Annotated in this window: 20 protein-coding genes; 8 read left to right on the plus strand and 12 right to left on the minus strand. The window is 73.7% G+C overall.

Annotated elements, in window-relative coordinates; genetic code table 11:
• Positions 1-92: 92 nt before the first annotated feature.
• Positions 93-1142: a LacI family DNA-binding transcriptional regulator gene (locus OG309_RS13165; protein WP_329420752.1), complete on the plus strand. Its 1050-nt coding sequence runs from the start codon at positions 93-95 to the stop codon at positions 1140-1142.
• A gap of 316 nt (positions 1143-1458) precedes the next feature.
• Here OG309_RS13165 and OG309_RS13170 read toward each other — a convergent pair whose 3' ends face one another.
• Positions 1459-2031: an AAA family ATPase gene (locus OG309_RS13170; RefSeq protein ID WP_329420754.1), complete on the minus strand. Its 573-nt coding sequence runs from the start codon at positions 2029-2031 to the stop codon at positions 1459-1461.
• Positions 2028-2990, minus strand: coding sequence for an EamA family transporter (locus tag OG309_RS13175; protein WP_329420755.1), 963 nt, complete (start codon positions 2988-2990; stop codon positions 2028-2030). Before OG309_RS13175 ends, OG309_RS13170 begins: the two co-directional genes overlap by 4 nt.
• Positions 2991-3175: 185 nt before the next feature.
• On the opposite strand from OG309_RS13175, the gene OG309_RS13180 reads away from it, so the two are divergent.
• Together OG309_RS13180 and OG309_RS13185 are read left to right on the plus strand one after the other, a co-directional pair.
• Positions 3176-4087 carry a LysR family transcriptional regulator gene (locus tag OG309_RS13180; RefSeq protein WP_329420757.1) on the plus strand — a complete coding sequence of 304 codons (912 nt, stop codon included), beginning with the start codon at positions 3176-3178 and terminating at the stop codon, positions 4085-4087.
• Positions 4088-4259: 172 nt separating this feature from the next.
• The gene (locus tag OG309_RS13185) at positions 4260-6107 is read left to right on the plus strand and encodes a glycoside hydrolase family 3 protein (RefSeq protein WP_329420759.1); all 1848 of its coding nucleotides are present in this window, start codon (positions 4260-4262) and stop codon (positions 6105-6107) included.
• Between the two features lie 96 nt (positions 6108-6203).
• On the opposite strand, the gene OG309_RS13190 is transcribed toward OG309_RS13185, so the two are convergent.
• The 7 genes from OG309_RS13190 to OG309_RS13220 all read right to left on the minus strand — a co-directional run bounded on the left by OG309_RS13190 (position 6204) and on the right by OG309_RS13220 (position 16938).
• Positions 6204-7649 (minus strand): aminopeptidase, encoded by a 1446-nt coding sequence (locus OG309_RS13190; protein WP_329420760.1) that lies wholly within the window; start codon positions 7647-7649, stop codon positions 6204-6206.
• Between the two features lie 87 nt (positions 7650-7736).
• The gene (locus tag OG309_RS13195; RefSeq protein WP_329420761.1) at positions 7737-8162 is read right to left on the minus strand and encodes a hypothetical protein; all 426 of its coding nucleotides are present in this window, start codon (positions 8160-8162) and stop codon (positions 7737-7739) included.
• Between the two features lie 64 nt (positions 8163-8226).
• Positions 8227-8556 carry a hypothetical protein gene (locus tag OG309_RS13200; protein WP_329420762.1) on the minus strand — a complete coding sequence of 110 codons (330 nt, stop codon included), beginning with the start codon at positions 8554-8556 and terminating at the stop codon, positions 8227-8229.
• Between the two features lie 171 nt (positions 8557-8727).
• Entirely contained in the window at positions 8728-12501 is a 3774-nt protein-coding gene (locus tag OG309_RS13205; protein ID WP_329420763.1) for an ABC transporter ATP-binding protein, read from the minus strand.
• Positions 12502-12614: 113 nt separating this feature from the next.
• Positions 12615-14297 carry a thiamine pyrophosphate-binding protein gene (locus OG309_RS13210; RefSeq protein WP_329420764.1) on the minus strand — a complete coding sequence of 561 codons (1683 nt, stop codon included), beginning with the start codon at positions 14295-14297 and terminating at the stop codon, positions 12615-12617.
• A gap of 98 nt (positions 14298-14395) precedes the next feature.
• Entirely contained in the window at positions 14396-15373 is a 978-nt protein-coding gene (gene speB / locus OG309_RS13215; RefSeq protein WP_329420765.1) for an agmatinase, read from the minus strand.
• 83 nt (positions 15374-15456) lie between these two features.
• Positions 15457-16938, minus strand: coding sequence for a sodium:solute symporter (locus tag OG309_RS13220; RefSeq protein WP_329420767.1), 1482 nt, complete (start codon positions 16936-16938; stop codon positions 15457-15459).
• Between the two features lie 161 nt (positions 16939-17099).
• Between OG309_RS13220 and OG309_RS13225 the strand changes: the two genes are divergently transcribed.
• On the plus strand, positions 17100-18692 hold the full coding sequence (locus OG309_RS13225; protein ID WP_329428294.1) for a helix-turn-helix domain-containing protein: 1593 nt from the start codon (positions 17100-17102) through the stop codon (positions 18690-18692).
• A gap of 9 nt (positions 18693-18701) precedes the next feature.
• Here the strand turns inward: OG309_RS13225 and OG309_RS13230 are convergent, their stop codons facing one another.
• The gene (locus OG309_RS13230) at positions 18702-19304 is read right to left on the minus strand and encodes a hypothetical protein (protein WP_329420768.1); all 603 of its coding nucleotides are present in this window, start codon (positions 19302-19304) and stop codon (positions 18702-18704) included.
• A gap of 166 nt (positions 19305-19470) precedes the next feature.
• Here OG309_RS13230 and OG309_RS13235 point away from each other — a divergent pair, with 166 nt between their 5' ends.
• The 4 genes from OG309_RS13235 (at position 19471) to OG309_RS13250 (ending at position 23758) form a co-directional block, all read left to right on the plus strand.
• Complete coding sequence (locus OG309_RS13235) at positions 19471-20676, plus strand: helix-turn-helix domain-containing protein (protein ID WP_329420769.1); 1206 nt, start codon at positions 19471-19473, stop codon at positions 20674-20676.
• A 78-nt stretch (positions 20677-20754) separates the two neighbouring features.
• On the plus strand, positions 20755-21912 hold the full coding sequence (locus OG309_RS13240; RefSeq protein WP_329420770.1) for an acyl-CoA dehydrogenase family protein: 1158 nt from the start codon (positions 20755-20757) through the stop codon (positions 21910-21912).
• On the plus strand, positions 21913-22785 hold the full coding sequence (locus OG309_RS13245) for an acyl-CoA thioesterase (RefSeq protein ID WP_329420771.1): 873 nt from the start codon (positions 21913-21915) through the stop codon (positions 22783-22785). It begins immediately after the preceding gene.
• 19 nt (positions 22786-22804) lie between these two features.
• Entirely contained in the window at positions 22805-23758 is a 954-nt protein-coding gene (locus tag OG309_RS13250; protein WP_329420773.1) for a cation diffusion facilitator family transporter, read from the plus strand.
• A 105-nt stretch (positions 23759-23863) separates the two neighbouring features.
• Here OG309_RS13250 and OG309_RS13255 read toward each other — a convergent pair whose 3' ends face one another.
• Both OG309_RS13255 and OG309_RS13260 read right to left on the minus strand, forming a co-directional pair.
• Positions 23864-24646, minus strand: coding sequence for a phosphatase (locus OG309_RS13255; RefSeq protein ID WP_329420774.1), 783 nt, complete (start codon positions 24644-24646; stop codon positions 23864-23866).
• A 37-nt stretch (positions 24647-24683) separates the two neighbouring features.
• The gene (locus OG309_RS13260) at positions 24684-25292 is read right to left on the minus strand and encodes an SACE_7040 family transcriptional regulator (protein ID WP_329420775.1); all 609 of its coding nucleotides are present in this window, start codon (positions 25290-25292) and stop codon (positions 24684-24686) included.
• Between the last annotated feature and the right edge of the window lie 56 nt (positions 25293-25348).

Consider the following 25348-nt stretch of genomic DNA (forward strand, 5'->3'; position numbering starts at 1 on the left):
GATGGAAAGCGCACGATAGAAAGCGCTTTCTACAGGCGGTGACGCTAGCCTGCCGACATCACCGCCGACAAGGCCCTGGAGGTACGTACGCGATGACCGTCACCCTGGCGGACGTGGCCACCCGCGCGGGGGTCTCCCCGGCGACCGTCTCGCGCGTCCTCAACGGCAACTACCCGGTCGCCGCCGCCACCCGGGAACGGGTGCTGCGCGCGGTCGGCGAGCTGGACTACGTCCCCAACGGCCCCGCGAGCTCGCTCGCCGCCGCCACGTCCGACCTGGTGGGGATCCTGGTCAACGACATCGCCGACCCCTTCTTCGGGATCATGGCGGGGGCCGCGCAGAGCGCGATCGGCGAAGGCGGACCGGGCCGTACCGGGGGCGGCGAGAAGCTCGCCGTCGTCTGCAACACCGGCGGCTCCCCCGAGCGCGAACTCACCTACCTCACCCTGCTCCAGCGGCAGCGGGCCGCCGCCGTGATCCTCACCGGCGGCTCCCTGGAGGACCCGGAGCACCTCGCGGCGACCGCGGCCAAGCTGGCGCGGCTCGCCGACGCGGGCACCCGGGTGGTGCTGTGCGGGCGGCCCCCGGTCCCCGGTGACGCGACGGCGGCCACGCTCGCCTTCGACAACCGGGCGGGCGCGCGCCGCCTCACCGAGCACCTGCTGGCCCTCGGCCACCGGCGGATCGGCTACGTGGCGGGGCCGGCCGACCGCACGACGACCCGGCACCGCCTGGAGGGCCACCGCGCGGCGCTCGCCGCCGCGGGGGTGCCCGAGGGCCCCGCCGTGCACGGCCGCTACGACCGCCCGTCCGGCTACGAGGCGACCGGCGAACTCCTGCGCCTCGATCCGGGGTTGACCGCCGTCGTCGCCGCCAACGACACGGTCGCCCTGGGCGTCTGCGCGGCCCTGCGGGACCGGGGCCTGAGCATCCCGGGCGACGTCTCCGTCGCGGGCTTCGACGACCTGCCCTTCTCGATCGACGCGGTCCCCGCGCTCACGACCGTACGGCTCCCCCTGCACGAGGCGGGCCTCCGCGCGGGCCGCCTGGCCCTCGGCGCGGAGGAGCCCCCGCCGGGCGGCCTGGCGACGATCCCGGCGGAGCTGGTGGTGCGGGGGTCGACGGGGACGCCGCGGACATGAGTCGGAGCTGACCCCGGCTCAAACCCCCCGCATGGCCGCGACACGCTCATGGCTTCGCACCACGGCAGTGGCAGACCGCGCAGGCCGCGACGGGCACGCCGCGGGCGTACGGGCCTCCGGCGGCGTACGGGCGGCCGACGCGCGGGCCGACGAACCAGGAACCGTCGTCACCTGGGGCGCAACAACGTCGGACAGCTGGGCATCGGTACGAACACCGACAGCAACGTGGGCTGAGCGGGTCAGGAGGAGCGGCGCATGCCGCCGGGCACCCAGGCGGGCCGGGTGACCGGGCCGCCTGGCTCGCCCCGGACGCCGCTCAAGCGGTGCGCGCGGCCGCGTCCAGCCCCGTAGCCGCCAGGACCGCGTCCACGGTCTCCTCGACCGTCTGTTCCGCGTTGTCGATCCAGACGCCCTCGCCGGTCAGCTCCTCGCGCATGGCCTCGTCGAGGAAGGCCCAGTTGGTCGTGAGCTTCTTGTGGCGCGCGTTGTTGCGCTCCCAGGCCTTCTCCGGGCCGGGGGCCAGGACCACCACGTGGAGCGGGCCGGCCGTCACGTGGGCGCGGTAGAAGTCGAGGTGGGAGCGGCGCACGACCACGTCGTCCAGGACGGGCAGGAAGCCCGCGGTGACGAAACTGTCCGCCAGCAGGCAGCCGTTGCGGGCACGCAGCAGGATCTGCCGGTCCGCCTCCGGGTCGCCGTCCGGGGTGGGCCAGTGGCAGCCCTGGACGATCAGCTCCTGGAGGTGGTCGACCTCGATGTGCGCGGACCGCTCGAACCGGGCCGCGAGGGCCGCCGCGACGGTGCTCTTGCCACTGCCCGGGATGCCGACGAGGAGGAGGGCTCCGGGGGCGGGGGCGGGGCTGTCGACGGTGACGTTCTCGAAGGTCATGCACGCTCTTTCGGTACGGAGGGGGCGAGGTCCTCGACTGAGGGCACGTGCACGTTACGTGCCGGAGCCCCCGCCGCACCAGCGGTTTGTGCGCCCGGCCGCCTTCCGGGGCTCACCGAGGCCAGGGCCACTCCCCCGACCAGGAGCGCCGCCGCGCACCACCGCAGCGGGCTCACCGACTCGCCCAGGAAGAGAGCGGCGGAGCTCATCCCGAAGACCGGGACCAGGAGGGAGAAGGGTGCCACCGAGGACGCCGGATGACGGCGGAGGAGCCAGCCCCAGGCCCCGAAGCCGAAGACGGTCGTGATCCAGGCGACGTAGACGATCACGCCCGCACCGGCCGGGTCCAGGGCGCGGAGCGCCGCCAGGTCCCGGTCCGGGCCTTCGAGGAGCAGGGAGAGGGCGAGCAGCGGCAGGACGGGCACGGTGCTGACCCAGACCATGAAGTTGAGGGCGTCGGGCGGGGCGGCCTTGCGGGTGAGGACGTTGGAGACGCCCCAGCACGCGGCGGCGGCGACGATCAGGGCGAAGCCCGTGAGGGAGGCGCCCGAGGCGCCCTCGTCGACGGCGGCGACGCCGATGCCGGCCAGGGCGACGCCCATGCCCAGCAGCTTGACCCGTCCCGGGCGTTCGCCGAGCGCGAGGAAGGCGAACAGGGCGGTGAAGACGGCCTGCACCTGGAGGACCAGGGAGGACAGGCCGGCCGGCGCGCCGAGGTCCATGCCGGTGAAGAGCAGTCCGAACTTGGCCACGCCGAGGACCAGGCCCACGCCCACGATCCACTTCCACGCCACCTTGGGGCGCCCGACGAAGAAGACCGCGGGGAGGGCGGCGACGAGGAAGCGGAGGGCGGAGAAGAGCAGCGGCGGGAAGTGGTCGAGGCCGATCTCGATGACGACGAAGTTGACTCCCCAGACGGCGGCGACCAGGGCGGCGAGGGCGAGGTGGGCAGGGCGCATACGGACGAGGATCACCCGGCCGGACCGTGTAGCACCAGCACGGATTCCTTCATGGTTGGATGAAGCATCGCTACATCCGGATGCGCCGCCCAGCCCACGGCCGGGTGGCGGTCGGCGGGAGCGCCCACGCTCCACGGCCCAGGTTCCACGCCATGCCCCACGCCCCACGCCCCACGGAGGCTCCCGTGCTCGATCTCGGACGTCTGCGCGCCCTGCACGCCGTCGCCGTCCACGGCAGCGTCGGCGCGGCCGCCGCGGCCCTCGGCTACACGCCCTCGGCCGTCTCGCAGCAGATCGCCAAGCTGGAGCGGGAGACCCGCACGACCCTGCTCGAACGCAGCGGCCGGGGCGTCCGGCTCACCGACGATGCCCGGCAACTGGCCGACACCGCACAGCAGTTGATGTCCCTGGTGGAGGAGGCCGAGGTCCGCCTGGAGGAGCGCCGGGGGCTGCCCGCCGGGCGGCTCACCATCGGCTGCTTCGCGAGCGCGGCGCGCGGTCTGATGCCCGGGGCGCTCGCCGATCTGGCCCGCCGCCACCCGGAGCTGGACGTGCGCCTGTCGGAGGTGGACCCGCACCTCTCCGTCGACCTGGTCGCGCGGGGCGTGATCGACCTGGCCGTCGCGCACGACTGGGACATCGCCCCGCTGCCCGTACCGCCCGGCGTGGAGCAGGCGGTGATCGGCGACGACCGGTGCGACGTCCTCGTGCCGCGGGAGCATCCGCTGGCGGCGCGGGAGTCGGTGCGCCGCGAGGACCTGACCCGGGAGCGGTGGATCACCCAGCCGCCGGGGACGGTGTGCCACGACTGGCTGATGCGGACGCTGCGGGCGACCGGCTGCGAGCCCCTGATCGCCCATCAGGCGGAGGAGAACCACACCCAGGTCGCCCTGGTGGCCGCCGGGCTCGGGGTAGCCCTCGTGCCGCGCCTGGGTCGCGGGGCGCTGCCTCCGGAGGTGGCCCCGGTGCACCTCGATCCGGTCCCGACGCGGCGGCTGCGGGCGCTGTGGCGGTCCGGGGCGGCGCGGCGGCCCGCGATCACCGAGACCGTCCGCACGCTCCAGGAGCTGTGGCCCGAGGTGGCGTCGGCGGCCTGAGCGCGCGCCGGGCGGGGCGGCACGGGGCGCGAAGGGCGGCATAAGCACTACAACCACACGCGTTTCTTGTGCGGGTCCTTGACCTGGCAGTTACTTTCCGGCTATCCGTGACTCCTTGGAAGTTTCCTTCACTCTTCCTCCCACCACCCCGCACGGCCGGAAGGAGCATCAGTTGCACCACCGCGCCCCCTCACCCGAGCCCTCCCCCGTCCCGTCCCGCCGGACCCTCCTCACGGTGACCGCCGCGGCCGCGGCCGCCGCCGTCACGGGCGTGACCGTCCCGGTCGCCCACGCCGACGAGCGGCGCCACGGCGACCGCGCCCTCCAGGGCCTGATCTCCCGGATGTCCCTGGAGGAGAAGGTCGGCCAGCTCTTCGTCATGAGGGTGTACGGGCACTCCGCCACCACCCCCGACCAGGCCGACGTCGACGCCAACCTCAAGGAGATCGGCGTCCGCACCGCCGCCGAGCTCGTCGAGCGCTACCACGTCGGCGGCATCATCTACTTCGCCTGGGCGCACAACACCCGCGACCCGCACCAGATCGCCGAGCTCTCCAACGGCATCCAGCGGGCCGCCCTCGCCCAGGACACCCCGGTCCCGCTCCTCCTGTCGACCGACCAGGAGCACGGGATCGTCGCCCGGATCGGCAAGCCCGCCACCCTGCTGCCCGGCGCCATGGCGCTCGGCGCGGGCGGCTCGCACGAGGACGCCCACTCGGCCGGCCGGATCGCGGGCGCCGAACTCGCCGCCCTCGGCATCCGGCAGGACTACGCGCCGGTCGCCGACGTCAACGTCAACCCGGCCAACCCGGTCATCGGCGTCCGCTCCTTCGGCGCCGACCCCGAAGCGGTCGCGGGCCTGGTCGCCGCCCAGGTCAAGGGCTACCAGCGGGCCGGGGTCGCGGCGACCTCGAAGCACTTCCCGGGCCACGGCGACACGGCCGTCGACAGCCACAACGGGCTGCCCGTCATCACCCACACCGCCGAGCAGTGGGCAGCCACGGACGCACCGCCGTTCCGGGCCGCGATCCGCGCCGGCATCGAGTCGATCATGACGGCCCACATCGTGGTCCCCGCGCTCGACCCGAGCGGCGACCCGGCGACCCTGTCCCGGCCGATCCTCACCGGCATCCTGCGCGAGCGGCTCGGCTTCGACGGCGTGGTGGTCACCGACTCCCTCAGCATGGAGGGCGTGCGCACCAAGTACGGCGACGAGCGCGTCCCCGTCCTCGCCCTCAAGGCGGGCGCCGACCAGCTGCTCAACCCGCCGAACCTGGACGTGGCCTGGAACGCGGTCCTGAAGGCCGTCCAGGACGGCGAGCTGACCGAGGCGCGGCTCGACGAATCGATCCTGCGGATCCTGCGGCTGAAGGCGCGGGTGGGTCTGCTCGACGACCCGTACGTCACCTCCACCGGGGTGGACCGGACCGTCGGCACCCGGGCCCACCTGGCCCGCGCCGACCGGATCGCGGAGCGCACCACGACCCTGGTGGTGAACGAGGAGGGCTTCCTCCCGCTGAGCCGCCGCACCCACCCGAAGGTGCTCGTCGTCGGCGCCGACCCGGCCTCGCCGTCCGCCAGCACCGGTCCGCCGACCGCCGTCCTCGCCGCCGCCTTCACCGAACTCGGCTACACGGCACGGGCGTTGTCCACCGGCAGCGCGCCGACCCCGGCGCTGATCGAGCAGGCGGTGGCGGCCGCGGCCGGACAGGACGTCGTCGTCGTCGGCACGTACAACCTCACCCCGACCACCAGCCAGCTCACCCTGCTGGCACGGCTCACGGCGACCGGGGTGCCGGTGGTGACGATCGCGCTCCGCAACCCGTACGACGCCGCCCGGAGCACCGGACAGCGCGCCGTCCTCGCCACGTACTCCTGGACGGACGTCGAACTCCGCGCCGCCGTACGGGTGATCACGGGCCGGGCGAAGCCGCGCGGGCGGCTGCCCGTCGCCGTGCAGAGCGCCCAGGATCCGTCCCAGGTGCTCTACCCGATCGGCCACGGGCTCACCTACCGCTGACGGCGGCGGACAGCGCCCGCCGGCCGGCCCGGAACGGGCGTGAGCCGGCACCCCCCGTACACGGCGGGGTGCCGGCTCAGGCCGTACGGCACGGGACTACGGGCGCAGGCCGTGCTCCCGGGTGGCGTCCTCGTCGACCGTCCGGTCGATGCGGGCGTCGAAGCGGGCCAGCGGCTTGGCCGCCTTCACGGCCGGGGCGTCGACACCGGCCCAGGCGAGGATGCGGGCGGTGGCGTTGGCCTTCTCGGCCTCGACCAGACCGGCCACGTTGGCACCGTGGTTGGCACCCGGCGCGACGTACACGTAGCTGTCGCGCGCACCCTTGCCGAGGTGGAAGGGCTCGGAGCCCCAGGGGTCGTTGCCGCCGTAGACGAACAGCATCTTGTTCGCGTTCTTGCGGACCCACTGGTCCACGTCCCGCATGACCCACGGCTTGAACTTCATGGGGATCTCGCGCGGCACGAAGTTGCGGGCGGGCTGGTAGCCGTAGCGGCTCAGACCGGCCAGGTGCGGCTGCTTGATGCTGGGCGAGCCGAGCTCGGTCGCCGCCTGGTAGTAGTACGGGGTGTACGTCTCCAGGCCCTGGTCGGTGTAGGCGGACCAGCCCGAGTAGGCGTCGATCGTCTCGTAGACGGTGTCGTCGCTCGCGGTCGCGGCGTCCGGGATCTGGTCGCAGACGTCCTGGCCGTAGTACTGCCAGAAGCCCCACACGAAGTCGAGGACGACGGCCTCGTAGGCCTTGTCGAGCGAGCCGATGGTGTCGAAGGTGGCGCCCTCGGACTTCGCCCAGGCCTCGTACTTCTTCTCCAGCGGCTCGCGGCGCACCAGCGCCTCGCGCTGGAGGTTGTTGAGGCGGTCGCGGCAGTCCTTGGTGCCGACCCGCTCGAAGAACCGGTCGTACGCCGAGTCCTCCTTGTCGACGACGTCGTTCGGGGCCACGTAGGCCACGACGCCGTCCATGTCACGCGGGTAGAAGCGCTCGTAGTAGGTGGCCGTCATGCCGCCCTTGGAGGCGCCGGTGGAGAGCCACTTCTTGCCGTAGACCGACTTCAGCGCGGTGAAGATGCGGTGCTGGTCGCTGGCGGCCTGCCAGATGTCCAGCTTCGACCAGTCGGCGGGCTGCGGCCGGGACGGCGTGAAGAACCGGTACTCCATGGAGATCTGGTTGCCGTCGATGATCCGGGTCGGCTCGGCCCGGCTCGGGGTGGTGCTGAGTCCGTAGCCGCTGGTGCGGAAGACGGTGGGGCGGTCCGTGTCCTTGTGCAGGACCGAGATCCGCTGCTGGAACGTGCCCGCCCAGGGGCGCCGGTGGTCGACCGGCTGCTCGTAGTTCAGGACGAAGAAGCGGTAGCCGGCGTACGGCTTCTCCTCGATCAGGCTCATCCCGGGTATCGCCAGGAGGCGGTCCTTGATGTCCGTGCTCTGCGCGTCGGCGACGGCGGTGCGGCCGGTCTCCGTGTCCGCGGCGGTGGCCACGCCCGTGGATCCGACGGTGCCTATGAGCACCGAAAGCGACACCAGCCATCTGAGCGACTTACGCATTCACCCTCCCCTTGGTTCACAACGGTGTCGTGAACCTAGCCGGGTCAACGTGCGGACCGCCAGACCTGGTTGGGCATTACATACGGTTCAGCACAGGATCCAGCCGGTCGCGACGGACCGGCCGTCGATGGTGGCGGAGGCCTGCACGCAGCGGTTGAGGGCGTGCACCGTGACCGGCCCCGCCTGCCGGGCGAACCGGCCCGAGTTCACGGCGGCCCGTCCGCCGCGCGGCCGGAGCGACACCGTCATGGTCCTCGGGGCACCGGGCCGCTTGGCCACCGCGACGGCGCAGACGTACTGCCGGGTCCGGTAGAGCCGGAGCTCGCCGGTCGCGAACGCGACCGTACGGGTGGGGCGCCCGTGGCAGACGGAGGCGGCCTCCGCCGGAGCGGCGGCGGGCCCGGCGAGCACCAGGCCGCCGGTGGCGAGCAGCAGGGCGAGGACGTACCCGACGCACCTGGGAGGCAGGGAGAGTCGCCGTCTCGTCCCGGTCTTCCGGACCTCACCGCGCATGCGCATCCCTTTCCCCTGCCCCTGTCGTACGTGCATACGACGCGGCGGGGGCCCGTTCGGTTGCCTACGCGAAGGTGGTGACGACCATCAGCAGGAAGACCAGCTCGGCGACGACCTGGGTGGCGAGGGCGGCCCGGCGGACCGGTTCCTTGGACGCGGCGAGCGCCACGACCAGGGCGACGACGGCGAGGCCGAGGCTTCCGGCGTACATCCAGCCGGGGTTGGAGCCGCAGTCCTCGGCATAGCCGACGCAACGGCCGGCGTGGTCCGCGCTGAGTGCGAGGATCCCGGCGAGAACGGTGGCGGGCACCAGCAGACCGGCCGAGACCAGGGCCCAGACGCGGACGCGACGGCTGGGGGCGGGGACGGGAGCGGCGGGGACGGAGTTGCTCATACCCCGCATCACATCGTGTCCCGGGCGCGTGCGCATGGGCACGGGTACTCATCTTGGGCCCGGAGGGGTACCCGGCCCGGGTCCGTGGGCCGCGCGACGGGGCCGACCGGCGACCGTCCCGGGGACGGCCAGCCGTCCCCGGGGGCCCTCAGCTCGGCTCCGCCCCCGCGCCTACACCCGCTCCGGCTCGGCCTCGTCCGTGCCCTCGGCAGGCTCGGTGTCCTCGCCGATGAAGGTGCGCCACAGTCCGGCGTACACCCCGTCGAGGGCCAGCAGCTCCTCGTGGGTGCCGTCCTCGGCGACCCGGCCGTGGTCCATCACGATCACCCGGTCGGCGCGGGCCGCCGTGGTGAGCCGGTGGGCGACCACCAGGGTGGTGCGGCGGCCGGCGAGGCGGTCGGTGGCCGCGTTGACCTGCGCCTCGGTCGCCAGGTCCAGGGCGGCGGTGGCCTCGTCGAGCAGCAGCACGTCGGGGTCGACCAGCTCGGCGCGGGCCAGGGCGATCAGCTGCCGCTGGCCCGCCGACAGGTTGCGGCCGCGCTCGGCGACCTCGTGGAGGTAGCCGCCGTCGAGCGTGGCGATCATGTCGTGGGCGCCGACCGCGCGGGCCGCGGCCTCCACCTGGGCGTCGGTGGCGTCCGGACGGCCGTAGGCGATGGCGTCGCGGACCGTTCCGGCAAACAGGTACGCCTCCTGCGGCACGACACCGAGCCGGTGCCGGTACGCGGTGAGGTCGAGGTCGCGCAGGTCGGTGCCGTCGGCGGTGACCCGGCCGCCCGTCGGGTCGTAGAACCGGGCGACCAGCTTGACCAGCGTGGACTTGCCCGCGCCGGTCTCGCCGACGAAGGCGACCGTCTGGCCGGCCGGTATCCGCAGGTCGATGCCGGTGAGCGCCTCCTCCTCGGCCCCGTAGGCGAAGGACACGTCCTCGAACGCGATCTCGCCGCGCAGCGAGAGCACGTCGAGCGGCGCGGGCGCGGCGGCGGTGGAGGTCGGTTCCTGGAGGAGCTCCTGCATCCGCTTCAGCGAGACGGCGGCCTGCTGGTAGCCGTCGAAGACCTGGGAGAGCTGCTGCACGGGCGCGAAGAACAGGTCGATGTAGAGCAGGTAGGCGACCAGGGCGCCGGTGGTCAGGGAGCCGGCCTCGATCCGGTTCGCCCCGACGATCAGGACGGCGGCGGCGGCCACCGAGGAGAGCAGGGTGACGAACGGGAAGTAGACCGATATCAGCCACTGGCCGTGCACCCGGGCCTCGCGGTACTCCTCGCTGCGGGCCGCGAAGCGCTCGGCGCCCGCCCGCTCGCGCCGGAAGGCCTGCACGATCCGCAGCCCGGCGACCGACTCCTGGAGGTCCGCGTTGACCCCGCTGATCCGCTCGCGGGCCAGCTCGTACGCCTTCACGCTGGCGCGGCGGAAGTAGTAGGTGGCGACGGCGAGCACCGGCAGGGTCGCGAAGACGACCAGCGCGAGCTGGACGTCCAGGACGAGCAGGGCGCCCATGATGCCGAAGAAGGTGACGACGGAGACGAAGGCGGTGACCAGGCCGGTCTGGAGGAAGGTCGACAGGGCGTCGACGTCCGTGGTCATCCGGGTCATGATCCGACCGGTGAGCTCGCGCTCGTAGTAGTCGAGGCCGAGCCGCTGGAGCTGGGCGAAGATCTTCAGCCGCAGCGCGTACAGGATCCGCTCGCCGGTGCGGCCGGTCATCCGGGTCTCGGCGGTCTGCGCGACCCACTGGACGAGGACGGTCAGCAGGGCGAGGGCGGAGGCCGCCCAGACGGCGCCGATGGCGAGCTCGTTGACGCCCTTGTCGATGCCGTGCCGGATGAGCACCGGCAGCAGCAGGCCGGCGCCCGCGTCGAGGGCGACCAGGCCGAGGCTGATCATCAGGGGCGCGCCGAAGCCGCGCAGCAGGCGCCGGAGGCCGTAGGACTCCTCGGGGGAGACGGCGCGGGCCTCGTCGATGTCCGGGGTGTCGGAGGCGGGCGGCAGGGCCTCGACGGCCGCCAGCAGCTCGGGGGTCGCGCCGGAGGCGCCGGGAACGGCCGCGTCCGGGTTGTCGGTCTCCTCGCGCACCCACAGGGTGGGCGTGATGCCCCGCTCGGCGTCGAACTCGGCGTCCAGCTCGGCCCGCAGCGTGCGGTCCTCCGGGACGGCGGCGGGCAGGGTGTGTCCGGGCGAGACGGCGCCCAGCTCGTCGGGGTCGGTGAGCAGGCGCCGGTAGAGCGCGGAGCGCTCCTCCAGCTCCTCGTGGGTGCCGATGTCGGCGAGCCGGCCCTCGTCGAGGACGGCGATCCGGTCGGCGAGGCCGAGGGTGGAGCGGCGGTGGGCGATGAGCAGGGTGGTGCGGCCCGCCATGACGGACTTCAGGGCCTCGTGGATCTCGTGCTCGACCTTGGCGTCGACGGCGGAGGTGGCGTCGTCGAGGAGGAGCAGCCGCGGGTCGGTGAGGATCGCGCGGGCCAGGGCGAGGCGCTGGCGCTGGCCGCCGGAGAGGGTGAGGCCATGCTCGCCGACCCTGGTGTCGTAGCCCTGGGGCAGCTCGGCGATGAAACGGTCCGCCTGGGCGGCGCGGGCGGCCGTCTCGATCTGCTCCTGGGTGGCGTCGGGCACGCCGTACGCGATGTTGGCGCGGACCGAGTCGGAGAACAGGAAGCTGTCCTCGGGGACCAGGCCGACGGCGGCGCGCAGCGAGTCGAGGGTGAGCTCGCGGACGTCGAGGCCGCCGACGAGGACGGCGCCGTGCGTCACGTCGTAGAAGCGGGGCAGCAGCAGCGAGACGGTGGACTTGCCGGAGCCGGAGGCGCCGACGACGGCGACGGTCTCGCCGGGCCGGATCTCCAGCGAGAAGCCCTCCAGGACGGGGCTGACCTTGCCGTTGGCCGTCTCGTACGCGAAGGAGACGTCGTCGAACTCGACGCTGGCGGGCGCGTCGGCCGGGAGCTCCTTGGTGCCGTCCCGCAGGCTCGGCTCGGTGTCGATGAGCTCCAGGACCCGCTCGACGCCGGCGCGGGCCTGCTGGCCGACGGTGAGCACCATGGCGAGCATGCGGACCGGCCCGACGAGCGAGGCGAGGTACGAGGAGAACGCGACGAAGGTGCCCAGGGTGATCTGGCCCTTGTAGGCCAGCCAGCCGCCGAGGGCGAGCACGGCGACCTGTCCGAGGGCGGGGACGGCCTGGAGGGCGGGGGTGTACTTCGCGTTGAGCCGGACGGTGCGCAGCCGGCCCGCGAAGAGCCGGCGTCCGGCCTCGCGGATCTTGCCGGTCTCCTGGTCCTCCTGCCCGAAGCCCTTCACGACCCGGACGCCGGTGACGGCGCCGTCGACGACGCCCGCGACCGTCGCGGCCTGCGCCTGGGCGTACCAGGTGGCGGGGTGGAGGCGGCTGCGGCTGCGCCGGGCTATCCACCACAGGGCGGGGGCGACGGCGAGGGCGACCAGGGTCAGGGGCAGCGAGAGCACCGCCATCACGGCGAGCGATATGAGGAACAGCAGGACGTTCCCGATGGTCATCGGGAGCATGAACAGCAGACCCTGGATGAGCTGGAGGTCGCTGGTGGCCCGGCCGACGACCTGCCCGGTGGACAGCTCGTCCTGCCGGCGCCCGTCGAGCCGGGTGATGGTCCCGAACATCTCGGTGCGCAGATCGTGCTGGACGTCGAGGGCGAGCCGGCCGCCGTAGTAGCGGCGCACGTAGGTGAGGCCGTAGACGACCACGGCGGAGGCGACGAGGAGACCGGTCCACAGCCCCAGGGAGCCGGTCTTCGCGCCGATGACGTCGTCGATGACCACCTTGGTGATCAGGGGGACGAGCGCGAGCACGGCCATGCCCGCCAGGGAGGACCCCAGCGCGAGCACGACGTTCGCCTTGTAGCGCCACGCGTACCCGGCGAGCCGGCGCGCCCAGCCCTGCTTCCCCGACTGTTCCTGCCCCACCGCCGCCACGTGGCGCCTCCCGTCCGTGCTGCTCTACCGGAAGGGCCAACGCGGGCGACGTGCGATTTCATCCCGCCGCAACAAAGCGGCCGGCGGGACCGCCGCCCCGCTGACGGATGTGACTACAGGTGCGTCGGCTCGAACATGCGCAGCAGGGCCGGGAGGACCACCACGGACGGGCCCGGCGTCCTCAGGGCCGCGGCGAGGTCCTCGGTGAGGGTGTCCGGGGAGCTCAGCACGGCCGGGACGCCGAAGGACCCGGCGAGGGCGACGAAGTCCGGGCGGGCCAGCTCGGTCGCGGTGGCCTCGCCGAACGCGTCGGTCATGTACTCGCGCAGGATGCCGTAGCCGCCGTCGTCGACGATCAGCCAGGTGACGTCGAAGCCGTACTGCTTCGCCGTCGCCAGCTCCGCGATCGAGTACATCGCGCCGCCGTCGCCCGACACCGCGAGCACGGGCCGGGTCGGGTCGGCGGCGGCCGCGCCGAGCGCCGCCGGGAAGCCGTAGCCCAGGCCGCCGGCGCCCTGGGCGGAGTGCATGGTGTTGGGGCGGCGGGGGTCGAAGGCGGACCAGGCCCAGTAGGCCAGGATCGTCATGTCCCAGAAGCTGGGCGCCGCGTCCGGCAGCGCCGCGCGGACCGCGTCCACGATCCGCCGCTCCAGGCCCAGGTCCTGGGCGTCGAGCCGGTCGCGGACCTTCGCCAGGACCGTGCGCACGCGCTCCGGCGCCGTCGGGTCGGGCCGCTCGGGCACCGTCTCCAGGAGGGCCTGGAGGGCGAGCCGGGCGTCGGCGTGGATGCCGAGGGCCGGGTGGTTGGACTCCAGCTTCCCGGCGTCGGCCTCGATCTGGATCACCCGGCCGCGCGGGGCGAAGGTGTGGTAGTTCGAGGAGAGCTCGCCGAGGCCGGAGCCGACCACGAGGAGGACGTCGGCGTCCTCCAGGAAGTCGGTGGTGTGCCGGTCCTCCAGCCAGGACTGGAGCGACAGCGGGTGCTCCCAGGGGAAGGCGCCCTTGCCGCCGAAGGTGGTGACCACCGGGGCGTTCAGGCGCTCCGCCAGGGCGAGCAGCTTGCCGGAGGCGTCGGCGCGGACGACCCCGCCGCCCGCGATGACCGCGGGCCGCTCGGCCCTGGCCAGCAGGTCGGCGGCGACCGCCGTCAGCTCGGGGCGCGGGGCGATCGCCTCGGGCGTCGCGTCCATCGCCGTGACGACCGGCAGGATGGTCTCGGCGAGGAGGACGTCCTGCGGGATCTCCACCCACACCGGCCCGTGCGGGGCGGTGAGCGCCGACTCCCACGCGGCGGCGATGGCGGACGGGATCTGGGACTGCGTACGGACCGTGTGCACGGACTTCACGATGTCCCGGAAGGAGGCCTGCTGGTCGCGCAGCTCGTGGAGGTAGCCGTGCCGGCCGCCGCCGAGCCCGGCCGCCGGGACCTGGCTGCCGATGGCGAGCACCGGCGCGGAGGCGGCCGCCGCCTCCTGGAGGGCGGCGAGCGACATCAGGGCGCCGGGCCCGGTGGAGAGCAGCAGCGGGGCCGCCTCGCCGGTGACCCGGCCGTACGCGTCGGCGGCGAAGCCCGCGTTGTTCTCGACGCGGAGGCCGACGTAGCGCAGCGAGGAACGGCGCAGGGCGTCGAACATGCCGAGGGCGTGCTGGCCGGGGAGGCCGAAGACGGTGGTGGCGCCGAGGCCGGCGAGGGTCTCGACGACGAGGTCGCCGCCGTTCCGCCCCGCGGGCGGGTCGAGGGCGGCCTCCGTCTGGGCGGCGGTGGGGCGCAGGACGAGGTCATGGTCGTGGGTCATGGGTCCCTCGGGCGTGGCGTGGTCGGTCGGGGGCGGCCGGTGGCCGGGGCGTGCCCGCCCTCCCGGGCCTGCGGGAAGGGTGGGCACGCCCGGCGGTACTACTGCGCCGCGCGGCTCGCCGCGATCTGGCGGGACATGATCGTGGTCAGCTCGTACGCCGTGTGCGAGGCGGCGACGGCGGTGATCTCGGCGTGATCGTACGCGGGGGCGACCTCGACGACGTCGGCGGAGACCAGGTTGCAGGAGGACAGGCCGCGCAGGATCTCCAGGAGCTCGCGCGAGGTCATGCCGCCGGCCTCGGGGGTGCCGGTGCCGGGGGCGTGGGCCGGGTCGAGGCAGTCGATGTCGATGGAGATGTAGAGCGGGCGGTCGCCGATGCGCTGGCGGAGCTGGTCGGCGACCTCGTCGGCGCCGCGGCGGTAGATGTCCGCCGAGGTGACGATGCCGAAGCCCATCTTCTCGTCGTCGGTGAGGTCCTGCTTGCCGTACAGCGGGCCGCGGGTGCCGACGTGGGAGAGGGCGGAGGTGTCGAGGATGCCCTCCTCGACGGCCCGGCGGAACGGGGTGCCGTGGGTGTACTCGGCGCCGAAGTAGGTGTCCCAGGTGTCGAGGTGGGCGTCGAAGTGGAGCAGGGCGACGGGGCCGTGCTTCTTGGCGACGGAGCGCAGCAGCGGCAGCGCGACGGTGTGGTCGCCGCCCAGGGTCATCATGCGGGCGCCGGTGGCGAGCAGGTCGTCGGCGGCGGCCTCGATGGTCTCGACGGCCTCGTTGATGTTGAACGGGTTGGCCGCGATGTCACCGGCGTCGGCGACCTGGGCGAGGGCGAACGGGGAGGCGTCTTGCGCCGGGTTGTAGGGGCGCAGCAGGCGGGAGGCCTCGCGGATGGCGTTGCCGCCGAAGCGGGCGCCGGGGCGGTAGGAGACGCCGCTGTCGAAGGGGATGCCGACCACGGCGACGTCGGCGGTGCCGACCTCGTCGAGCCGCGGCAGCCGGGCGAACGTCGCGGGACCGGCGTACCGCGGGATGCGGGACGAGTCGATCGGGCCGCGCGGGGTGTTCTGGTCGCTGCTGCTCATGGTCGGGTCCTCCTGGGGTGTATCGGTGGCTCCGGCCGGCCCCGGGTCGCGGGGCCCGCCGGACGTCTGCGGTGCGGCCGCCGTCAGGCGGTCGCGGGTGCCGGGACCGGGGGGTCGGGCTCGGCGGGGGTGTCCTGGCCTGCCAGCCGGGCGCGCCAGTTCGCGAGCACGGCGGCGTCCGTCGGGCGGGTCGCCAGGGAAACGATCACATACGCGGCGAGCGAGGCCAACAAACCATAGTAAACAGGCTCATTTGCCAAGATTCCGTAAGTCCACATCAGGCCGATCACGGCCAGGCCTCCGACGCCGACCGCGGCGAGCGCGCCCTGGACGGTGCCGCGGCGCCACAGCAGCCCGCCGAGGATCGGCACCAGCAGACCGGCGACCAGCAGGTTGTAGGCGACGGTGAGGGCCTGGACGACGTCGTTGAGGGCGATGGCGATGCCGATGACGGCGACGCCCATGACCAGGATGAAGAGGCGGTTGCCCTTCACCTCGTCGTGCCCGGCCCCCTCGGTCCCGCCGTCCTTCGTCACGGCGCCGCGCAGACGTGACCAGATGTCGTTGTTGGCGACGGTGGCGCAGGCGATGAGGGCGCCGGAGGAGGTGGACATCACGGCGGCGAGCGCGGCGGCGAGGACCAGGCCCCGCACGCCCATGGGCAGCTCGTCCTTGACGATGGTGGCGAAGGCGTCGTCGGCGCTGGGCAGCTTCGGGTACATCACCTTGGCCGCGGTGCCGATGACGGCGCCGGCCAGCGCGTACGCCAGACAGTAGGTGCCGGCGACGGTGCCGCCCCACCGGGCGACCTCGTCGGTGCGGGCGGTGAAGACCCGCTGCCAGATGTCCTGGCCGATCAGCATGCCGAAGGTGTAGATCAGCACGTAGGTGAAGATCGTCTCGCCGCCGATGCCGAGGGGCTCGAAGTACGAGGTGGGCAGCGCGGCCTTCATCTCGGCGAAGCCGCCGGCCTTGACGACGGCGATCGGCAGCAGCAGGAGCAGCACGCCGACGGTCTTCACGACGAACTGCACCATGTCGGTGAGGGTGATCGACCACATGCCGCCGAGCGTCGAGTAGGCCACGACGATGGTGCCGCCGAGGACGATCGCGACCGTGCGGGGCAGGTCGAAGAGGACGTCGAAGATGGTGGCGTACGCGATGGTCGAGGTGACCGCGAGCATCAGGGTGTACGCCCACATGACGACGCCGGAGATGACGCCGGCCCGGCCGCCGTAGCGCAGGTCGAGCATCTCGGAGACGGTGTAGACCTTCAGGCGCGCGATCCGCGCGGAGAAGAAGACGGAGAGGGCGAGCAGCCCGAGACCGATGGCGAAGACCATCCAGGCGCCGGAGAGCCCGTACGTGTAGCCGAGGCCGACACCGCCGATGGTGGAGGCGCCGCCGAGGACGATCGCGGCCATGGTGCCGGAGTACATCCAGGGCCCGAGGCGACGGCCCGCGACCAGGAACTCGCTCTTGGACCTGGCGCGGCGCATGCCCCACCAGCCCATCGCGAGCATGCCGGCCAGATACAGGACGATCACTGTGTAGTCGACGGCCATGGGCCCTCCTTCGGTCACCTCGGTGGCGTGTCGTGCGGGGGAAGCGACCGGAGGCTGGTCGCGGGGACATCCGCCCGTACCCGCGGCCTCCGGATGGCACGACAGTAGGTGGCCGGAATGCGACGCTGAAGTGTACGTTTCCTCCATTGTTCGCACGGCGGATGTACGAAGGGTCCACCCCCATGCCCGCTCCGGAGCCCGCCTCCACCCCACCCGCGCCGGCCGTCCCGCTGGCCGCGCTGCTCGCCCGCACCGAACTCGGCCTGCGGCTGCTCGCGGGCCCCCGGGACGTCTCGCTGCACTGGGTGCACACCTCCGAGATGGCCGACCCGTACCCCTACCTGCTGGGCGGCGAGCTGCTCATGACGGCGGGCGTGCAGCTGACGGACCCCGCGCGCTACGTGGCGCGGGTCGTGGCGGCGGGGGCGGCGGCGCTCGGCTTCGGGGTGACACCGGTGTACGACACGGTGCCGGCGGCGCTCGTCGAGGCCTGCGAGCGGCACGGCCTGCCACTGCTGGAGGTGCCGCCCGCGACCCCGTTCACCGCGGTGGCGCGGGCCCTGTGGCGCCTGATGGCCGAGGTCCGCACGAACGAGCTGCGCCGGGTGAGCGAGGCCCAGCAGTCGCTGGCCGCGGCCGCCGCCCGGCCGGCCCCGGTCCCGGCGGTGCTCGGCGCCCTCGCCGCGCGGCTCGGCGGACGGGCGGTCCTCTTCGCCCAGGACGGCACGGAGTCGGCGGCGGCCGGCCGGGCGGTCCCGGCCGAGGCGGCCCGGGCGCTCGCGGAGCTGGCCGGCGTGGTGGGCCCCCGCCCGGGCGGTCCGGCGACGGCCAGCGGCGACGGGGGCGGGCTTCGCCTCGCCGCGTACGCGCTGGGCGGCGGGGACGGGCCGACGCTGGGCGTGGCGACGGAGGCCCGCGAACCGGGCGACCACACGATCGCGGGCGTCGCGGTCGTCCTGCTCTCCCTCCTCACGGCCCCGCACCGGGCGGCCGACGTCACGGCCCGCGACACCGCCCTGGTCCGGCTGCTGCTCGGGGCCACCCCGGCGGCGGCGGCCGGGGCACTCGGCCCGGGACCCTGGACGGTGGTCCACGCCCGGGGCGGCGACGGCACCCCGTTCGCGGCGGCCTCCCTGGCGGCGGAGCTGGGCACGGCACTGGTGGACCCGGGCGGGCCCGCCGACGACGGCGGGGCGGGGTCCGGGGGCTCCGCGGGGGCGGGGGCGTCCGGACGCGGCGGCGCCCGTGCCGAGCGAGGCGCAGCGGAGGCCGCGGTCCGGACACCCCCGCCCCCGCGGAGCCCCCGGAACTCTCCGGACCACGCGACCCCCGTCCGCCTGGTCCTCCCCACCTCCGCTCCCCTCACCACCCAGCCCGGCTGGACCCTGGGCGCCAGCGCCCCCGCCGAGCCCGACGCGCTCGCCGCCGCCGACGCCCAGGCGGCCCGCGCCCTGCGCCGGGCGGAGGCCACCAGGACGCCGCTGGTGCGGCACCGGGCGTCCGGGCTGTCCGGACTGGTCGACCAGGACGAGGCCGCCGCGTACGCGCGCGAACTCCTCGCCCCGCTCACCCCGCCCCTCGTCGAGACCCTGCGCACCTGGCTGTCGCTGCACGGCAGCTGGGACCGGACGGCCGCGGCGACGGAGATCCACCGCAACACGGTCCGCCAGCGGATCGCCCGCTGCGCGGCGCTCCTCGGCAGGGACCTGGACGATCCGGACGTACGGATGGAGCTGTGGTTCGCGCTCAGGTGAGCCCCGGGGTCACCAGAGCTTGGCGACGGCGGTCTTCGCGGTCGTCCGGAAGCCGGCCAGCGGGGCGTCCTTCAGGTCGCCCATCTGCCCCCACCGGACGTAGGTGACGGTGCGCCCGTCGCGTCCGACGGCGAAGAGGTGGATGTCGGTGCTGCCGATCTGCGGGTCGGCGGTGTCGAGGCTGTAGACCCAGGCGCCCTCCTCGACGGCCAGCTTGCCGTGGGAGGCGCTGACGGCGTGCAGGCCCGGGTTCTGCCGCTCCAGCAGGGGGCCGCAGCCGGCGAGGGCCTTGCGGAGGGTGTCGACCAGCTTCACGGCGTCGGCCTCGGTGCGGGCGACGGTGGTGATCTGGACGCCGTTGGTGTCGAGCTCGGTGCTGAACTCGCGGTAGCGGGTGTTCTGCGCCGGGATCTTGTACGGGGCGCACAGGGCGCCACCGTTCTCCGGGACGCCGGTGAAGACCTGGGTGGCGGTCCACGGCGTCGACGACGGCGGCATCTGGGCGGCGGAGAGGAACGCGGGCTGCGCGGCGGCCTGCGCCGGGGCGACGGCGAGCGCCGCGAGCCCGAGGGCGGCGGCGGTGACGGCGAGCGCGGTACGGAACGTGGTCATGACGGTGGATCCCCCGTGGGTCGGTCGATCAGTGCTCCCACCAGCGTCGGGGCAGCGGGGGCCGGCGGCAACGGCAGCGCGCCTCCCACCCGTCCCGGAACCATTCCACCCCCTGTGACGTGGGAAAACGTGAGGGCATGGGATGGCGAGGCCGAGGGGGACACGGATGCCGAAGGACGCCGCAGTCGAGGAGTTCGCACGCCGCGTGCGCGCGCTGAAGACGCGGGACGGGCGCAGTTACGAGGCGCTGGGCCGGCGTCTGAACGTGAGCGCCTCGACCCTGCACCGCTACTGCTCGGGCGCGACCGTCCCGGAGGAGTTCGGCGTGCTCGACCGGCTGGCCGTGCTGGCCGGGGCGGACGAGGAGGAGCGGCGCGCCCTGGAGGAGGCCTGGACGACCGCGCTGAGCACCCGCCGCCCGGCGGAGCCGGAGCCCGAAGCCGCCCCGGCGGAGCCGGAGCCCGAAGCCGCCCCGGCGGAGCCGGAAGCGGCCTCGCCCGAGCCGGAGCCGGGGCCGGAAGCCGCCTCGGCTCCGGCTCGTGACGTCACTCCTTCGGCGCCGGGCCGCCCCCGCAACCGCAGCCGGCGCCCGGTCCTGGCCGCCGCCACCCTGGCGGCCGTCGCCGCGCTGACGCTCGGAGCCGTACTGCTCCCCCGCGGGAACCCGGAGCAGACCGCACCGACCACACCCCCCGCAGCGCCCCCTTCACCCCCGGCGTCACCCCCGCCGCTGACCGTGACCAGCGCCTCGCACATCTGGGAGAACGGCTGCGGGCACACGTACCTCGTGGCACGGGGACCCGACCGGGTGCCCGCTCCTCCGGTGGCCGCGGACGCGCGGCGGTGGGCGGCGGCGCAGGGGGCGGTGCACGGCGGGCAGACGCTGGTGCGCCTGTCGGTGCAGGGGAAGGGCGCCAAGGCCGTCGTGCTCCAAGGGCTGCACGTGCGGGTGGTGGAGCGGGGGACACCGCTGCCGTGGTCCGGCTACCGGATGGACGAGGGCTGCGGCGGGGCGGTCACCCCGCGCCTGCTCGCGGTGGAGCTGGACCGGCCGCGTCCGGTGGCCCGGCCGGTGGCCGGGTACGACGCGTCCGGGGCGGAGGGCCGGACGATCCCGGCGCTCTCGTTCCCGTACGCGGTCACCGCGGCCGACCCGGAGGAGTTGCTGGTCTCGGCGCGGACGGCGGGCTGCGACTGCCGCTGGTACCTGGAGCTGGAGTGGAGCGCGGAGGGGCGCACGGGAACGGTCCGGGTCGGCGACGAGTACGGGCGCCCCTTCCGTACGAGCGGGACGAAGGGACGTCCGGTGTACGGGTACGACTCCGCGGGGCGGGCCTGGATCACAGACCCAGAGTCTGGACAGGCCGGGTGACCGATGGGTAACTTCGAAGGTGACAGACTGAGCAAGCGCTTAGACAGCCGGCCGCCCGCACCCCGGAGGAGACGCACCGTGCGCCGTACCGTATTCAACGAGGACCACGAGGCGTTCCGGGAGACCATCCGCGCCTTCATCGAGGCCGAGGTCGTCCCGGTCTACGACGAGTGGTTCGCGGCCGGCCAGGCGCCCCGCGACTTCTACGACAAGCTGGGCGAGCTCGGCATCTTCGGCATCAACGTGCCCGAGGAGTTCGGCGGCGCCGGCCTGGACACCCACAAGTTCGAGGCCGTCCTCTACGAGGAGACCGCCCGCGCCGGCGTCCAGTTCGGCGGCTCCGGCGTGCACGTGCTGCTCGCGCTCCCCTACATCAAGATGCTCTCCACCGACGAGCAGAAGAAGCGCTACCTGCCGAAGTTCGTCACCGGCGAGGAGATGTGGGCGCTCGCCATGACCGAGCCGGGCACCGGCTCCGACGTCGCGGGCATGAAGACCACCGCCAAGCTGTCCGAGGACGGCACCCACTACGTCCTCAACGGCGCCAAGACCTTCATCACCGGCGGCGTCCACGCCGACCGCGTGATCGTCTGTGCCCGCACCTCCGCCCCGTCGGCCGAGGACCGCCGCTTCGGCATCTCCCTCTTCGCCGTCGACACCAAGTCCGAGGGCTACTCCATCGGCCGCAAGCTGGACAAGCTGGGCCTGCGCACCTCCGACACCGCCGAGCTGGCCTTCGTGGACGTGAAGGTCCCCGCCGAGGACCTGCTCGGCGAGGAGGGCAAGGGCTTCTCCTACCTCGGCCACAACCTGGCCTCCGAGCGCTGGGGCATCGCCTTCGGCGCCTACGCCCAGGCCAAGGCCGCGATCCGCTTCGCGCAGCAGTACGTCACGGACCGCACGGTCTTCGGCAAGACGGTCGCCTCCTTCCAGAACACCAAGTTCGAGCTGGCCGCCTGCCAGGCCGAGGTCGACGCGGCCGAGGCCGTCGCCGACCGCGCCCTGGAGGCCCTGGACGCGGGCGAGCTGTCCCCCGCCGAGGCCGCCAGCGCCAAGCTGTTCTGCACCGAGGTCGCGCACCGCGTCATCGACCGCTGCCTCCAGCTGCACGGCGGCTACGGCTACATGAACGAGTACCCGATCGCCCGCCTGTACGCCGACAACCGCGTCAACCGCATCTACGGCGGCACCAGCGAGATCATGAAGTCGATCATCGCCAAGTCGATGGGCCTGTAAGTGCCCGAAGCGCACACGGCACTGGATGACCTGCTCGATCTGCTCGACCTGGAGCGGATCGAGCAGGACATCTTCCGGGGCGAGTCCCGCCCCTCCATCGTCCCCCGCGTCTTCGGCGGCCAGGTGGCCGCCCAGGCGCTGGTGGCGGCCGGGCGAACCGTCCCCGGCGACCGCCTCGCCCACTCGCTCCACGCGTACTTCCTGCGCGCCGGGGACCCGGGCGCGCCGATCGTCTACACGGTCGACCGCATCCGCGACGGGCGCTCCTTCACCACCCGCCGGGTGGTGGCCGTCCAGCACGGGCAGCCGATCTTCCACCTCTCCGCCTCGTTCCAGACGTACGAGGAGGGCCTGGACCACCAGGCGGAGATGCCGGCCGCCCCGGACCCGGAGTTCCTGCCGACCCCGGCCGAGATGCTCCCCCGGCACCTCCCCCGCGAGGTCGCGGACCGCCTCATCGAGGCCCGCGCGGCCGTGGACCTCCGCTACGCCGAGGTCCCCCCGTGGGGCAGCGTCGGACAGCCGCGCGACCCCCGCTCCCAGGTCTGGTTCCGCACCAACGGCAAACTCGCGGACGACCCCCTGCTCCACATCGCCCTGGCGACCTACGTCTCGGACATGACGCTCCTCGACTCGATCCTCCTGGCCCACGGCCGGGGCGGCTGGGCGGTGGGCGACGTCGTCGGGGCGTCCCTGGACCACGCCATGTGGTTCCACCGCCCCTTCCGGGCCGACGAATGGCTCCTGTACGACCAGGAGTCGCCGACCGCCTCGGGCGGACGCGGCCTCGGCCAGGCGCGGATCTTCACCCAGGACGGACGGCTGGCGATCTCGGTCATCCAGGAGGGTGTCGTTCGCGTCCCGCGCCGATGACCGGACATACCGTCCGATCATGGCGGAGAACGGCGAGAGCACCTTCACAGTGATCGTGGCGGCGATGGCCAACCTGGGCATCGCCGCCGCCAAGGCCGTCGCCGGCGTCGTCAGCGGATCCAGCGCGATGCTCTCGGAGGCGGCCCACTCGCTCGCCGACACGGTCACCGAGTTCATGCTGCTCACGGCCCTCAAGCGCAGCGAGAAGCCGGCCGACGAGGACCACCCCCTGGGCTACGCGAACGAGCGCTACGTCTGGGCGATGCTCGCCGCGGTGGCCACGTTCGTGGGCGGCGCGGTCTTCTCCCTCTACGACGGCATCCACACCCTCGTGGCGGGCGAGGAACTGGGCGACCCCCTGATCTCGTACATCGTCCTGGGCGTCGCCTTCCTCCTGGAGGGCTTCAGCCTCCGCACGGCCGTCCGGCAGGTCCGGTCCGAGGCGGACCGCACGAAGACCCCCTTCAGCCGCTACCTGCGCCTCACCCCCGACACCACCGTGAAGGCCGTGGTGATGGAGGACTCGGCGGCCCTGGCCGGCCTGATGCTCGCGGCCGGCGGCCTGCTGGGCGTCCAGATCACCGGCTCGTCCGTCTGGGACGGCGTCGCCTCGATCCTCATCGGCCTGCTGCTCGTGTACGTGGCCTGGGTCCTGGGCCGCTCCAACGCGGAGCTCCTCATCGGCCGCCCGCTCCCCCGCACCATGCGGCAGGAGGTCCGCGAGGAACTCCTCGCCCTGGACCACGTGGTCGGCGTCCTGGACCTGACGACGCTGATCCAGGGCCCGGACGAGGTGATGATCGCGGCGAAGGTCGACTTCAGGGACATCTCCACGGCAGCCGAGGTGGAACGCGCCTGCGAAACCGCGGAAGCCCGCCTCCGCACCCGCTTCCCGGCCGTCCGCCGCGTCTACCTGGACCCGACACCGGGCCGGGACCGGACCGACGGCGCAAGGGGGCCGGAGCGGGGGTAGGGGGTGTCCGGACGTGGCGGCGCCCGGAACGAGCGAAGCGAAGTGGAGCTCGCAGTCCGGAGACCCCTACCCCCGCGAAGGCCCCGGCCCCCGACCCACCACCGGTCAGACGCCCAGCCCCGCCGCGTCCAGCAGATACGCCGTCAACGGCTCGTAGAACCGGGGATCCACCACGTGATCGTCCAGCGGCACGGTGACCTGCATCGTCCCCTCCGCCTCCGCGAGGAACAGCGCCGGGTCGTTGCAGTCCGCGTACCCCACCGCGTCCACGCCCCGCTGCGCCGCGCGCCCCGCCCACCCGTGGTCGGCGACCACCAGGTCCGGCGCGGCCTCGCCGAGCGCCGCCAGGCCGTCGAGGATCGCGTTCATGGGCTCCGGGGAGTGCGTGTGCCACAGGCTGGCGCCCCGCTCGAAGACGGCGACGTCGGCGAACTGCACGACGTACCCCTCGTCGGCGGTCAGCCCGCCGGGGATCCGCACGATGTCGCAGCCCCGGGCCCGCAGCGCGGCGGCGACCCGGCTGTGCGCGTCGATCAGCGCGCCGGGGTGCCCGGTCGCGAACAGCACCCGCTCCCTGCCCGCGGCGGCCTTGGCGAGCCGGGCGGCCATGCGGTCCAGGGCGCCGACGGTCAGCTCGGGGTCGATGGTGTCCTGCCCGGCCCGGTGCGCCGGGTCGTCGACGACCCCGCACCGCTCGGCCATGACCGCGAGCACGTCCTGCTCGTCGGTCCACCGGTCGCCGAACTCCAGGCCGAACCAGTAGTGCCGGTCGCCGTTGGCCAGCCGGCGGTAGTGCGCGAGGTTGTTGTCGCGCGGTGTGGCGACGTCCCCCGCGATACGGGTCCGGACGAGGTGCTCGACGAGGGCGGGGCGGCTGAGTATCGGCATGGGGGCCATTCTGCCCGGTGGTTCCGGGCCCCGGGGGTCAGACCCCGGGCGAGCCCAGCGCCCCGAAGGCCCCGTGGGCCAGGCTGCGCAGCAGGTTCTCCATGCCGGTCCGCCCCAGCGGCGCCCCCAGGTGCGGGGTCGAGTTGAGGAGGCCGAAGACGGCGTGGACGGAGGCGCGGGCCTCCGGTTCGGCCGCGGCCGGGTACAGGTCGCGGACGACGGCGACCCACAGTTCGACGTACTGCCGCTGGAGCTGCCGGACCCGCTTGCGGTCCTCGTCCTTGAGGCGGTCGAGCTCGCGGTCGTGGAGGGTGATCAGCGGCCGGTCGTCGAGGGCGAAGTCGATGTGCCCGTCGATGAGGGAGCCGAGCAGGGCGCGCGGGTCGCCGTCGGCCTCGGCGACCCGCAGCCGCCCGCCGTCGAGGAGCCGCTCGCTGATGCCGACGAGCAGCTCGGCGAGCATCGCGTCCTTGCCGGGGAAGTGGCGGTAGAGCCCGGGCCCGCTGATGCCGACGGCGGCTCCTATCTCGTCCACCCCCACCCCGTGGAAGCCGCGCTCGGCGAAGAGGCGGGCGGCCTCCTTGAGGATCTGCTGGCGTCGCGTCGGGGCGTCGGTCCGTCCGGTCGGAGTCGGCGTCGTGGTCATGGATTCGATTCTAGACAACCCCGTTAGCGGTCGTTAACCTGAAGCCCATACGTTAA

The sequence above is a fragment of the Streptomyces sp. NBC_01268 genome (assembly GCF_036240795.1).
In the GTDB taxonomy this organism is placed as follows: domain Bacteria; phylum Actinomycetota; class Actinomycetes; order Streptomycetales; family Streptomycetaceae; genus Streptomyces.